The following is a 12,638-nucleotide window of genomic DNA, read 5'->3' as shown; positions in this document are numbered from 1 at the left end:
CGCAACTTTGAAAATATGGCGCGTCTGCTCATCATTTGCGCGTGGGCACGGGGTCCGATCGCGGCCCGGCCCACCCTACGCGTAACGCTTGGGCCGCTTGCCTTGCTCAGCGCTCCTTCTGCACCATGTAAATGAAATGCGAGCGCAGCGGCGGCGCCAGGCCCGCCAGCGCTTCCGTCACCAGCGCGGGCAGGGCGGCCAGCGCGCGACCGACGGGCGGGGCCAGCAGCAGGGTCTGGTATTGCTGGCGGTGGCCGGGCCAGTAACCGTCCAGCTCGGCGCGCGTCACCTTGCGTACGTGCGGATTGCGCGGGTTGTTGTAGCGGAAGTCGAATACGAGGCACCAGCCGCCCGGCTTTAATACGCGCCACATGTCGGCGGCCATGCGCTGGCGCAGCTCCTGATCGAGGAGCGAGGACATCACGGTCTGCGCAGTGACGAGGTCGGCGCTGGCGGCAGGCAGGGGGCTGAGCGAACCGCAATGCCAGTGCACTTCGGGCGCCGAGCGCGGGCGGGCGAGGTCGAGCCGGTCCTGCTGCAGTTCGATGCCGGTGAGGTTGGCCGGCGTTGCACCCCAGTCGATCAGCTGGCGCAGGAAGCCACCGGTGCCGCAGCCGACATCGACGACGCGTATGTTGCCGAGGTCGGTGCCGAGCGTGTTGGCCAGCATGCGCGACAGTACCCGCGTGCGCATGGCGTCCTGGAACACGATGTCGGGCCGGTGCCAGGCATAACGCGCCAGCGCGGCGCCTCCATGCCAGCCGCGGTACACGCGGGCAATGCGTTCCTGTTCGGTCTTATGGTCTAGTTGTGCGTCCATCCGATCATCGTCGCCCACACAATTGCGCCCGCGTTTGCGCACGCTCAGGCCTCACACCGATCGGGCGCAATTTGCTCATCAGCATTATGTGCCCCGCCGAACTATTCGGCTGCGGGCGGTCGGCCGCGCGCATTCGGGATTCCGGCTAAAATCGAGGGCATTACCCAGACAGGACCCTCCATGAAAATCGCCTTCCTCGCCGATCCGCTCTCCGGTTTCAAGATCTACAAGGACTCGACCTTCGCGATGATGCGCGAGGCGGCGCGGCGCGGCCACGAAGTCTACGCCTTCGAACAGCGCGACATGGCGCTCGAGCTGGGCGTCGTCTCGGCCGAAGTGCGGCGCATCCACCTGACCGGCGATGCCGACGAGTGGTACCGCGCCGACGAGGCGCGCGACCTGCGCCTGTCCAGCTTCGACGCCATCATCGAGCGCAAGGACCCGCCCTTCGACATGGAATATGTCTACGGCACCTATCTGCTGGAACTCGCCGAAAAGCAGGGCGCGCGCGTTTTCAATCGTCCGTCGGCGATCCGCGACCATAACGAAAAGCTGGCGATCGGCCAGTTCAGCCAGTTTACCTCGCCGACCCTCGTCACCTCGTCGGAAAAGCGCCTGCGCGCCTTCCACGCCCAGCATGGCGACGTGATCTTCAAGCCGCTCGACGGCATGGGCGGCACCGGCATCTTCCGCGTCAAGCACGATGCGATGAACCTGGGCGCGATCATCGAAACCCTGAGCGATAACGGAAAACGCACCATCATGGTGCAAAAATACATTCCCGAGATCGTCAAGGGCGACAAGCGCATCCTCGTCATCGGCGGCAAACCGGTACCGTTCGCGCTGGCGCGCATTCCGCAAGGGACCGAGGTGCGCGGCAACCTGGCGGCTGGCGGCATCGGCGTCGCCCAGCCGATCACCGAGCGCGACCGTGAAATCGCCGAGGCCCTCGGGCCGCTGCTGGCCGAGCGTGGCCTCTTACTGGTAGGATTGGACGTGATCGGCGATTTCCTGACCGAAGTAAATGTGACTAGCCCGACCTGCTTCCAGGAGATCACCGACCAGACCGGCTTCGACGTTGCGGCGATGTTCATCGACGCCATCGAGCAGGCAACGGGAAAATGACATGGTAGGTATTTTGCTCCTGACCCACGCACCGCTGGGCCAGGCATTCATCGCGGCAGTGGCCCACGTGTTCCGCGGGCCGACCGAGCGCTTCGAGGCGATCGACGTGACCGCCGATGAGGACACGCAGGCCGTCAACCTGCGCGCGCGCGATGCGATCGAACGCCTGGACGAGGGCGACGGCGTGCTCGTGATTACCGACATCAAGGGCGGCACGCCGGCCAATTGCTGCAATTCGCTGGCGATCGCCGGCCACGTGGAAGTCATCGCCGGCATCAGCCTGCCGATGCTGCTGCGTGCCATCACCTATCGGCGCGACACGCTCGACGTGGTGGTGGAGATGGCGCTGGCCGGCGCCCAGAATGGCGCCGTACGGGTCGATAACCGCATCCGGGTCGGTTGAACGGGATGCAAGAAGGTGAGGGCGCAGGTGAGGACGCCAAGCGTCCTGTGGCGCAGCGCAGTTCTGACGATTGAAAAGAAAACGAGAACATGATTCAACAAGAACTTGAAATTATCAACAAACTGGGCCTGCACGCCCGCGCATCCGCCAAATTCACCCAACTGGCCGCCAAGTACAAAAGCGAAGTCTGGCTCACCCGCAATGGCCGCCGCATCAACGCCAAATCGATCATGGGCGTCATGATGCTCGCCGCCGGCAAGGGCGCGAAAGTGACGCTCGAAGCCGACGGCGCCGACGAACAGGACGCGATCACGGCGCTGTCCGCCCTCGTCAACGACAAGTTCGGCGAAGGCGAGTAATGCCGGAATCGGGCCGCTACCGTTCGGGATCCTCGATGGCGTCGTTCACGCTCCATGGCATCCCCGTTTCGCGCGGGATCGCGATCGGGCGCGCGCACCTGCTGACGCCCGCCGCGCTCGACGTCAAGCACTACCTGGTCCCGGAAGAGCAGGTCGAAGCCGAAGTCAAACGCCTGCAGGACGCGATCGCCGAAGTGCACCGCAACCTGCAGGAGCTGTGGACGGATCTGCCGAAGGATGCGCCGACGGAACTGGGCGCCTTCATCGACGTGCACGCGCTGATCCTGTCCGACCCGATGATCTCGGAGGCGCCGCTCGACATCATCCGCATGCGCCACTACAACGCCGAATGGGCGCTGGTGACGCAGATCGACGAGCTCTCGGCCCAGTTCGACGAGATCGAGGACGCCTACCTGCGCGAGCGCAAGCACGATATCCAGCAGGTCGCCGAACGCGTCCTGAAAGTCCTGATGGGCACCGCTTTATCCGTGCCGCCGCTGCTGGCGGGCGACGAAGGCTACCAGCCGCAGATGGTCGTCGTCGCCCACGACATTTCTCCGGCCGACATGCTGGCCTTCCGCGACCGCTCCTTCATCGGTTTCGTCACCGACGTCGGCGGCCAGAACTCGCACACGGCCATCGTCGCGCGCTCGCTCGACATCCCGGCTTCGGTCGGCATGAGCCAGGCGTCGCGCCTGATCGAGCAGGACGACTGGGTCATCGTCGACGGCGACGCCGGCGTGGTGATCTGCAATCCGAGCCCGCTGGTGCTGGAGCAGTACCGCGCGCGCCAGCTGGCGCTGGTGAAGGCCCGCAAGCGCCTGCTGAAGCTCAAAAAAACGCCGGCCGTCACCAAAGACGGCACCGCGATCAAGCTGATGGCGAATATCGAGCTGCCCGACGACTGCCCGCACGCGCTCGAAGCCGGCGCCACCGGCATCGGCCTGTTCCGCTCCGAATTCCTGTTCATGGGCCGCGGTGCGCCCGGCCTGAAGGTCCCCGACGAGGAAGAACAGTTCGAGCAGTACCGGCGCGCCGTGGTGGCGATGAAGGGCCGTCCGGTCACGATCCGCACGCTCGACGTCGGCGCCGACAAGCCGCTCGACCCGACCGAACACACGGCATTGAATCCGGCACTGGGCTTGCGCGCGATCCGCTACTGCCTGGCCGAACCGCAGCTCTTCCTGACCCAGCTGCGCGCGATTTTGCGCGCATCGTGCTTCGGCAAGGTGCGCATCCTGATCCCGATGCTGGCCCATGCCTTCGAGATCGACCAGACGCTGAACATCCTCGAGCAGGCCAAGGCGCAGCTGCGCGAACAGAACATCAAGTTCGACGAAGCGGTGGAAGTGGGCGCCATGATCGAGATCCCGGCCGCCGCGCTGGCGCTGCCGCTGTTCGTGCGCCGCATGAACTTCCTGTCGATCGGCACGAATGACCTGATCCAGTACACTCTGGCGATCGACCGCGTCGACTACGAAGTGGCGCACCTGTACGACCCGCTGCATCCGGCCATCCTGCAGCTGATCGGCATGACGATCGCGGCCGGGCAGAAGGCCGGCATCGACGTTGCCGTGTGCGGCGAGATGGCGGGCGACATCAAACTGACGCGCCTGCTGCTGGGCATGGGCTTGCGCGAGTTCTCGATGCACCCGGCGCAGCTGCTGTCGGTGAAGCAGGAAATCCTGAACGCCGACCTGACCCAGATCGCCCCGCGCATGCGGCGCATCATGCGCTCGATGGAGCCGGGCGAGATCGCGGAAGCGGTGGCGCAGCTCCAGCTCACGTAAGATCGAAGATCGAAGGCGGCCCTGATGTAAAAAGCGGCCGCCAACAACACAAGTACAAGAAAGTCTCATGGGATCCATTGGAATCGTTTCTCCCTCAGCGATGCAGTTCGCCGAACCTTTGCAGTTGCAAAGCGGCGCGCAGCTCGGCGACTACACGCTGATGTATGAAACCTACGGCACGCTCAACGCCGACAAATCGAACGCGGTATTGATCTGCCACGCGCTGAACGCCTCGCACCACGTTGCCGGCAGCTATGCCGACGCGCCGAAAAACCTCGGCTGGTGGGACAACATGGTGGGCCCCGGCAAGCCGGTCGACACCGACCGCTTCTTCGTCATCGGCGTCAACAACCTCGGTTCCTGCTTCGGCTCGACCGGCCCGATGCACACGAATCCCGCCACCGGCAAGCCGTATGGCGCGGCCTTCCCGCTGCTGACGGTGGAAGACTGGGTCGGCGCCCAGGCGCGCCTGGCCGACCGGCTCGGCATCGACCAGTTCGCCGCCGTGATGGGCGGCTCGCTCGGCGGCATGCAGGCGCTGTCCTGGGCCATCCGCTTCCCGGAGCGCCTGCGCCACTGCATCGTGATCGCCTCGACGCCGAAACTCTCGGCACAGAACATCGCGTTCAACGACGTCGCGCGCCAGGCCATCCTCACCGACCCGGACTACCACGGCGGCGATTTTTATGAACACGGCGTGGTGCCGAGGAACGGGCTGAAGGTCGCACGCATGGTCGGCCACATCACGTATTTGTCGAACGACGACATGGCCGAGAAATTCGGCCGCAAGCTGCGCAACGCGGCCGAGACCAACGACTACAAATTCGACTTCGGCATCGACTTCGAGATCGAATCCTACCTGCGCTACCAGGGCGACAAGTTCTCGGAATATTTTGATGCGAACACCTACCTGCTGATCACCAAAGCCCTGGATTACTTCGACCCGGCGCGCGAGCACGGCGGCGATTTGACCAAGGCCCTGGCCACGACGCGCGCGCAGTTCCTGGTCGCGTCATTCAGTACCGACTGGCGCTTTTCTCCCGAGCGCAGCCGCGAGATCGTGGAAGCATTGATCTCGAACCGGCGCCAGGTGACCTATGCAGAAATCGACGCGCCGCACGGGCACGACGCCTTCCTGCTGGAAGACGCGCGCTACATGGGCGTGGTGCAGGCCTATTACGACCGCATCTGGGAACAAACCGCAGGAGAGCCGGCATGAAATTCGAAGACCTGGCGACACTGCGTCCCGACCTGGCATTCATCGCGGATTGGGTGGGCGATGGCGCCCATGTGCTCGACGTCGGCTGCGGCGACGGCGCCATGATGCGCTACCTGGAAAAGGGCAAGCGCTGCACCGGCTACGGCATCGAGATCGCCGACGACAAGGTACTGGAAAGCACCCGGCGCGGCATCAACGTGATCCAGCACGACATGGAAGCGGGCCTCGGCCTGTTCGGCGACAACTCCTTCGACACGGTGCTCTGTCTCTCCTCGCTGCAGATGATGCAGCACGTGGAAGCCCTGCTGCGCGACATCGTGCGCGTGGGCTCGGAGGCCATCGTCTCGTTCCCGAATTTCGCGTACTGGCCGCACCGCGTGGCGCTGCTGAAGGGGCGGATGCCGGTCTCGCGCTCGCTGCCTTACCAGTGGTACGACACGCCGAACGTACGCTGCGCGACCATTGTCGATTTCAAGGAGTTGGCCGAGGAGTGTGGGCTCGAGGTGATCGAATACGTGGCGCTGGCGGAGGGCAAGCCGGTGACGTTTTTGCCGAATTTGCGGGGGAGCCTGGCGGTGTTCAGGCTGAGGAAGAAGGCGAAGCGCGGGTAATACGTCGAACAATCGCGCATGTGATTTCGCCCCATCGTTCCCCTTATCGTGCGTACCCATCCACGCTTTTCTGCGACGATACCGCTGACAAAAACAGCACACCGGCCACCACCATGAAGAAACTCAAACACCTCACCGTCTGCCTCGCGCTGCTGACCAGCCTCGCCGGGGTCAACACAGCGCATGGCGCGCAGGACAAGGTCGTCCAGGACGGCATCGCCGTCAAGCCGCTCTCGCGCGTGCGCGTGCTCGTGCCGGAAGAAGAACTCAACCAGCAGGCGGCCCAGCAGTACCAGGCCATGCTGTCGCAGGCGCAGCAGAAGGGCGCGCTGGTGCCGGCCACCGATCCGCAAACGCGGCGCGTGCGCGCCGTCGCCCAGCGGCTCATTCCCTATACGCCGCGCTGGAATGCGTCGGCCAAAAACTGGGACTGGCAGGTCAACCTGTTCGACGTCCCGCAGGTCAACGCCTTCTGCATGCCGGGCGGGCGCATCGGTGTCTTCACCGGCATCATCAGCCAGCTGAAACTGACCGACGACGAAATGGCCGCCATCATCGGCCACGAAGTCGCGCACGCGCTGCGCGAACATGGCCGCGAGCGTGCCGCCAAGTCGGGCATCACCTCGATGGTTGCGCGCGGCGCCGGGGCGCTCGGCGCGGCCATCTTCGGCATCGACCCGAGCATCACCAACACCGTCACCGGCATGATCGGCCAGGGCGTCGTGTTGAAATTCTCGCGCGACGAAGAGCGCGAAGCCGACCTGGTGGGCCTGGACATCGCCGCCCGCGCCGGCTACGACCCGCGCGCCGGCGTGGCGCTGTGGCGCAAGATGGCGATGCTGAACAAGGGCGCGCCGCCTGAATTCCTGTCGACCCACCCGGGCGGTGAAACCCGGATCAAGGACATGGAGCAGCACATGAACGTGCTGCTGCCGCTGTACGCGCGCAGCAAGGGCACCAGCGTGAACCGCTTGCCGGCCTACCGCACCAACGTCGCCGCGAAGTGATGGACAACGAGTGATGGACACGTGATGGAGCCTTGTTGATGGGCCGCCAGGCAGAAGCCAATTCCTACGTCCCGCTGCCGGTGCGCGGCGGCGTCGCGCCCAGCTACCTGTGGCTGACCGAGACGCTGGCCGGCGGCATGCTGCGTTTTCTCGCCGAACGCTTCCCGGACGTGGCGCCCGCGTCCTGGGCCGCGCGCCTGCAGCGCGGCGAGGTGGTCGATGCGACAGGCCTGCCCCTGCGAGCGGACAGTCCTGTCCGCAAAGGCATGCGCATCTGGTATTACCGCGAACTCGACGAGGCTGAAACGCCGATCCCCTTCAAGGAAACCATCCTGTTCCAGGACGCGCACCTGCTCATCGTCGACAAGCCGCATTTTTTACCGATGATCCCGACCGGGCGCTTCCTGCACGAGACGCTGCTGGTGCGCCTGAAAGCGCAACTGGAATTGCCGCACCTGACGCCGATCCACCGCCTCGACCGCGAAACGGCGGGCGTCGTGATCTTCTCGCACAACGTCGAGACGCGCGGCAAATACCAGTCGATGTTCCAGAAGCGCGTGGTGAAAAAGGTGTACGAGGCGCTGGCCGGCCCGATCGAGGGCCGCGACTTCCCCTTTACCTATCGCAGCCGCATGGTCGATGGCGACAAGTTTTTCGTGATGACGGAAGAGGAGGGCGCGCCGAATTCGGAGACCTTCATCGAGGTGCTGGAGCGCCGCGGCGACGTCGTGCGCTACCGCCTGCACCCGCACACGGGCCGCAAGCACCAGCTGCGGCTGCATTTGTCGTCCCTCGGCGCGCCGATCCTGAACGACGCCTTCTATCCGGTGGCGCTGCCCTGCAAGGGCGACGATTTCAGCGCACCGCTGCAGCTGCTGGCGCGTTCGATCAGCTTTGACGACCCGCTGACGGGAGAAAAGCGCACGTTCACGAGCGAACGCACGCTGGACTGGCCCGGGTAAATTACAGGTGGTAGTCGATGATCAGCGGTGCGTGATCGGAGAAGCGCTCGTCCTTGTACACCGACACGCTGTGCGCCTTGGCGGCGATGCCCGGGGTCGCAACGTGATAGTCGATCCGCCAGCCCACGTTCTTCGCCCATGACTGGCCGCGGTTGCTCCACCAGGTGTAATCGGCGGCTTCCGGCGCCACCACGCGGTGCACGTCGACCAGGCCCAGTTCGTCGAACAGGCGCGTCATCCACGCGCGCTCTTCCGGCAGGAAGCCCGAGTTCTTCTGGTTGCTCTTCCAGTTTTTGAGGTCGATTTCCTTGTGCGCGATGTTCCAGTCGCCGCAGATGACGACTTCGCGGCCCTCGGCTTTCAATTCTTGCAGGTGCGGCAGGAAGACTTCCATGAAGCGGAACTTGGCCAGCTGGCGCTCGGGCGAGGAGGAACCCGATGGGCAGTAGACCGAGATCACGGTCAGGTTGCCGAAATCGCAGCGCGTGTAGCGGCCTTCAGCGTCGAATTCCTGGCAGCCGAAGCCGATGCGCTTGTTGTCCGGGGCGAGGCGGCTATACACGCCCGTGCCCGAATACCCCTTCTTTTCGGCGTAGTGGAAATGGCCGTGGTAACCGTGCGGACGGAGGAATTCCTCGGTCATGTCGGCTTCCTGGGCTTTCAGTTCCTGCACGCAGACGAAGTCGGCGTCGATCGACGCCAGCCAGTTGAAAAAACCTTTCTTGTGCGCCGAACGGATGCCGTTCAGGTTCGCGGAAATAATTCGTGGCATGAAATTTGAGAAGAGTCAGAGAGAGAAAAGCAGGGAAGAATCAGAGCAGAAAACCGGACCGGACGGTCCGTGCCTGGGGCCGCATCAACGTGCCCGGAGTTGCTTGCGTCACAGGAATGACGCACGCCGCTAGTGTAGCGCTTTTTCCGCGTTGTCGACATGCAATGGCCTGTTGCTCGATATGTACAGCGTGGGATGCCCGAAGCATTCCATGCGGCATCATCTGTTAAACTTGGCCTTTTCGGCCGTACATACCTGGTTCGTGCCGGCAATCCAAAGGAAGGAAATCAGTGCTCATTCACGCTGACGCAGCGCCGCCCGGGAACCATGGAGAAAACGCGCATATCGTGCGTTTCTACGACGACAACGCCCTCCTGATGGAGGAGGTCGCCGGGTTCCTCGAAGCTGCGCTGTCTGCCGGCGGCGCAGGCATTGTCATCGCGACACCCGAACACACCCAGGCGCTGCGCGAACGACTGCAGCTCGACTGCGCCACGCGCATCGTCTTCCTCGACGCACGCGCCTCGCTCGAACGCCTGCTGGTCGACGGCGCGCCCGACGGCCAGCGTTTCCGGGCGCTCATCCGCGACGCGCAGGCGCAACTGGGCGCATATGACGGCCCCTTGTACGCGTTCGGCGAAATGGTCGCCCTGCAGTGCGCCGACGGCCATTACGGCGCCGCGATCCGGCTTGAGCAGCTGTGGAACGCACTCTCGGAAGAGCTGCGCTTTTCCCTGTTCTGCGCCTATCCATGGCAAGCCTTCCCGAGCGCCGAATTTGCCGCGCAGTTCGACCAGGTCTGCGCCGAGCACCAGCATGCCTGCACCCAGGCGCCGGGCGGCGGCCTGCAGGACGTGATGGGCAAGCCGCTGCAACTCCTCAGGCTCGAGCGCAAGGCACAGGCGCTGGACGCGGAAGTGGCGCGCCGCCAGGAAGCCGAGCGCGCCCTGTTGCGGCGCGAACGCGAATTGGCCGACTTCGTCGAGAATGCCGCCGAAGGCCTGCACCGGGTCGGCCGCGACGGTATCATCCTGTGGGCCAACAAGGCCGAGCTGGAGATGCTCGGCTACGCCTGGGACGAATACGTCGGGCGCCATATCGCCGAGTTCCACCTCGATGCGCCCGTCATCGACAGCATCCTGGCGACGCTGCTCTCGGGCGGCACCCTGATCGACCAGCCGGCGCGCCTGCGCTGCAAGGACGGCTCGGTCAAGCATGTACTGATCCATTCGAACGGCAGCTTCGAGGACGGCAAGCTGCGCTACACGCGCTGCTTCACGCGCGACGCCACCGAGCGCCGCCAGCGCGACGAAGCGCTGGCCCAGCGCGACCGCATGCTGCTCAACGCGCCGATGGCGGCAGCCCTGCTGGTGGGGCCGGAATTCACCTTCCGCCTCGCGAACCGGCGCTACTGCGCACTGGTCGGGCGCGGCGAACTGGATGGAAAAAATTATGCCGAGGTGTTCCCTGAACTGCGCGATAGCGAGACGATGCGCCTGCTCGAGCAGGTCTACCGCAGTGGAGAACCCTGCAGCGTCGACGAACTGCGCGTCGAACTGGTGACAGCGGATGGTGCGCGCGAGGAGCGCTTCCTGCAATTTAACCTCGAGCCGCTGACCAGTACCGCAGGCGAAGAGCAGGGCGTGATCGTGGTCGCGGTCGACGTCACCGACAAGGTACGCGACCGCCGCAGCCTCGAGCGCGCCCACGCCGAACGCGAGCGCCTGCTGGACGAACTGACCACCGCGAACCGTGCGAAGGACGAATTCCTGGCGATGCTGGGGCACGAGCTGCGCAATCCGCTGTCGCCGATCGTCACCGCGCTGCAGCTGATGCGCATGCGCGGCGAGACGGGCGCCATGCGCGAGCGCGAAATCATCGAGCGCCAGGTCGAGCACCTGGTACGCCTGGTGGACGACCTGATGGATGTCGCACGCGCCACGCGCGGCCAGATCGAACTGAAATCGGAACGCGGCGACATCGCCGTCCCGCTGGCGAAAGCCGTCGAGATGGCCGGGCCGCTGTTTGAACAGCGCGGCCACCGCCTCGTCGTCGAGGTCGAGAAAGGCATGCAGTGGGAGGGCGACCCGATGCGCCTGGCGCAAGTGGTCTCGAACCTGCTCACGAACGCCGCCCGCTACACCGGGAACGGCGGCGCGGTCACGCTGTCGGCGCGGCGCGATGGCGCCGGCTGGCTGCGCATCGGCGTGCTGGATAACGGCATCGGCCTCGCGCCCGAGGTGCTGCCCCAAATCTTCGGCCTGTTCTTCCAGGGCAAACGCAGCGTCGACCGCGTCGAGGGCGGCCTGGGCATCGGCCTGGCGCTGGTAAAAAACATCATCGAGCTGCATGGCGGCACGGTCGAAGCGCATAGCGAAGGCCTCGGGCGCGGCAGCGAATTCGTCGTGCGGCTGCCGGTGCACGCGGTCGCGCCGGCCGTTGCGCCGGCAGCCGCCGCGGTCCCGGCGCTGCCGGCCGTGGGACGGCGCATCATGATCGTCGACGACAATGCCGACGCGGCCGAAACGCTCGGCATGCTGCTGTCCGCGCACGGCCACACGGTCGCGGTATTCAAGGACCCGGTGAGCGCGCTGGAGGCGGCAGTGCGCCTGCAGCCCGACATCGCGGTGCTCGACATCGGCTTGCCGGTGCTGGACGGCTACGAACTGGCCACGCGCCTGCGCGCGCTGCCCGGCTTTCAAACCTGCCGCATGATCGCGCTGTCCGGCTATGGGCAGGATGCCGACAAGGCCGCCAGCCGCGCCGCCGGCTTCGAGCGCCACCTGGTCAAGCCGATCACGCCCGACCAGGTCGCGCGCCTCGCCGAGGGCTGAAAACGGCGCCGTTCGTCACGAGAGGGCGCCGCGGATTAAAATACGTGCTTTCGAAACAGAGGGAGAGCTGCGTGAACAATCTGCGCCAGGAGTTTATTGCGTTTTCGGTCGAGACCGGAGTACTGAAATTCGGTGAGTTCACCACCAAGGCAGGACGGCTCTCGCCGTACTTCTTCAACGCCGGCCTGTTCCACGACGGCGCGACGCTGGGCCAGCTGGCACAGTTCTACGCCCAGACCCTGCTCGACTCCGGCGTCGAATTCGACATGCTGTTCGGCCCCGCCTACAAGGGCATCACGCTGGCGTCCGCCACTGCCGTCGCCCTCGCCGGCAAAGGGCGCAACACGTCCTACGCTTACAACCGCAAGGAAGCCAAGGACCACGGCGAAGGCGGCACCATCGTCGGCGCCGGCTTGAAAGGCAAAGTCGTCATCGTCGACGACGTGATCTCGGCCGGCACCTCGGTGCGCGAATCGGTCACCATGATCCGCGCCGCCGGCGCCGAACCGGCCGCCGTGCTGATCGCGCTCGACCGCATGGAGCGCTCGGGCAAGGACGGCGCGCTGTCCGAGAACTCGGCCGTGCAGGAAGTGGCGCGCGAGTTCGGCATCCCCGTGATCTCGATCGCCAGCCTCGATGACCTGTTTGCTTACCTGTCCGGTGACGCTGCAGGTGCGCAGCTCGGCCAGCACAAGGATGCGGTGGCGGCATACCGGACGCGCTACGGCGTCTGAGC

General features: G+C 65.1%; 12 protein-coding genes. 10 read left to right on the top strand and 2 right to left on the bottom strand.

What is annotated here, in order from left to right:
* Positions 1-106: 106 nt before the first annotated feature.
* On the bottom strand, positions 107-820 hold the full coding sequence (locus AC1MEM_RS00345; protein ID WP_499474730.1) for a class I SAM-dependent methyltransferase: 714 nt from the start codon (positions 818-820) through the stop codon (positions 107-109).
* Between the two features lie 180 nt (positions 821-1,000).
* Between AC1MEM_RS00345 and gshB the strand changes: the two genes are divergently transcribed.
* From gshB to AC1MEM_RS00305, 8 genes are all read left to right on the top strand, one after another.
* Positions 1,001-1,945 carry a glutathione synthase gene (gene gshB, locus AC1MEM_RS00340; protein WP_499474729.1) on the top strand — a complete coding sequence of 315 codons (945 nt, stop codon included), beginning with the start codon at positions 1,001-1,003 and terminating at the stop codon, positions 1,943-1,945.
* Between the two features lies 1 nt (position 1,946).
* A complete protein-coding gene (locus tag AC1MEM_RS00335; protein ID WP_499474728.1) occupies positions 1,947-2,348 on the top strand; it encodes a PTS sugar transporter subunit IIA in 402 nt (133 codons plus the stop codon).
* Between the two features lie 89 nt (positions 2,349-2,437).
* Positions 2,438-2,707: an HPr family phosphocarrier protein gene (locus AC1MEM_RS00330; RefSeq protein ID WP_499474727.1), complete on the top strand. Its 270-nt coding sequence runs from the start codon at positions 2,438-2,440 to the stop codon at positions 2,705-2,707.
* A gap of 35 nt (positions 2,708-2,742) precedes the next feature.
* Positions 2,743-4,497, top strand: coding sequence for a phosphoenolpyruvate--protein phosphotransferase (gene ptsP, locus AC1MEM_RS00325; protein WP_499477762.1), 1,755 nt, complete (start codon positions 2,743-2,745; stop codon positions 4,495-4,497).
* Positions 4,498-4,597: 100 nt separating this feature from the next.
* Positions 4,598-5,716: a homoserine O-succinyltransferase MetX gene (metX, locus tag AC1MEM_RS00320; protein ID WP_499477760.1), complete on the top strand. Its 1,119-nt coding sequence runs from the start codon at positions 4,598-4,600 to the stop codon at positions 5,714-5,716.
* Positions 5,713-6,327 carry a methionine biosynthesis protein MetW gene (metW, locus tag AC1MEM_RS00315; protein WP_499474726.1) on the top strand — a complete coding sequence of 205 codons (615 nt, stop codon included), beginning with the start codon at positions 5,713-5,715 and terminating at the stop codon, positions 6,325-6,327. Before metX ends, metW begins: the two co-directional genes overlap by 4 nt.
* A 113-nt stretch (positions 6,328-6,440) precedes the next feature.
* The gene (locus AC1MEM_RS00310) at positions 6,441-7,334 is read left to right on the top strand and encodes a M48 family metallopeptidase (protein WP_499474725.1); all 894 of its coding nucleotides are present in this window, start codon (positions 6,441-6,443) and stop codon (positions 7,332-7,334) included.
* A 38-nt stretch (positions 7,335-7,372) separates the two neighbouring features.
* Positions 7,373-8,296, top strand: a complete 924-nt coding sequence (locus AC1MEM_RS00305) for a pseudouridine synthase (protein ID WP_499474724.1) — start codon at positions 7,373-7,375, stop codon at positions 8,294-8,296.
* 1 nt (position 8,297) lies between these two features.
* Here the strand turns inward: AC1MEM_RS00305 and AC1MEM_RS00300 are convergent, their stop codons facing one another.
* On the bottom strand, positions 8,298-9,068 hold the full coding sequence (locus AC1MEM_RS00300) for an exodeoxyribonuclease III (RefSeq protein WP_499474723.1): 771 nt from the start codon (positions 9,066-9,068) through the stop codon (positions 8,298-8,300).
* Between the two features lie 290 nt (positions 9,069-9,358).
* Here AC1MEM_RS00300 and AC1MEM_RS00295 point away from each other — a divergent pair, with 290 nt between their 5' ends.
* Positions 9,359-11,902: an ATP-binding protein gene (locus AC1MEM_RS00295; RefSeq protein WP_499474722.1), complete on the top strand. Its 2,544-nt coding sequence runs from the start codon at positions 9,359-9,361 to the stop codon at positions 11,900-11,902.
* Between the two features lie 71 nt (positions 11,903-11,973).
* On the top strand, positions 11,974-12,636 hold the full coding sequence (gene pyrE / locus AC1MEM_RS00290) for an orotate phosphoribosyltransferase (protein ID WP_499474721.1): 663 nt from the start codon (positions 11,974-11,976) through the stop codon (positions 12,634-12,636).
* Positions 12,637-12,638 lie beyond the last annotated feature (2 nt).

The sequence above is a fragment of the Telluria sp. AIW5 genome (genome assembly GCF_056680575.1).
Note: the sequence above shows the minus strand (reverse complement) of the source record. Positions and strands in the feature narration are given on the sequence as shown.

Coding starts and splice junctions, on each gene's coding strand:
- AC1MEM_RS00345 (WP_499474730.1), bottom strand. CDS start 820: ATGGACGCACAACTAGACCATAAGACCGAACAGGAACGCATTGCCCGC.
- gshB (WP_499474729.1), top strand. CDS start 1,001: ATGAAAATCGCCTTCCTCGCCGATCCGCTCTCCGGTTTCAAGATCTAC.
- AC1MEM_RS00335 (WP_499474728.1), top strand. CDS start 1,947: ATGGTAGGTATTTTGCTCCTGACCCACGCACCGCTGGGCCAGGCATTC.
- AC1MEM_RS00330 (WP_499474727.1), top strand. CDS start 2,438: ATGATTCAACAAGAACTTGAAATTATCAACAAACTGGGCCTGCACGCC.
- ptsP (WP_499477762.1), top strand. CDS start 2,743: ATGGCGTCGTTCACGCTCCATGGCATCCCCGTTTCGCGCGGGATCGCG.
- metX (WP_499477760.1), top strand. CDS start 4,598: ATGCAGTTCGCCGAACCTTTGCAGTTGCAAAGCGGCGCGCAGCTCGGC.
- metW (WP_499474726.1), top strand. CDS start 5,713: ATGAAATTCGAAGACCTGGCGACACTGCGTCCCGACCTGGCATTCATC.
- AC1MEM_RS00310 (WP_499474725.1), top strand. CDS start 6,441: ATGAAGAAACTCAAACACCTCACCGTCTGCCTCGCGCTGCTGACCAGC.
- AC1MEM_RS00305 (WP_499474724.1), top strand. CDS start 7,373: ATGGGCCGCCAGGCAGAAGCCAATTCCTACGTCCCGCTGCCGGTGCGC.
- AC1MEM_RS00300 (WP_499474723.1), bottom strand. CDS start 9,068: ATGCCACGAATTATTTCCGCGAACCTGAACGGCATCCGTTCGGCGCAC.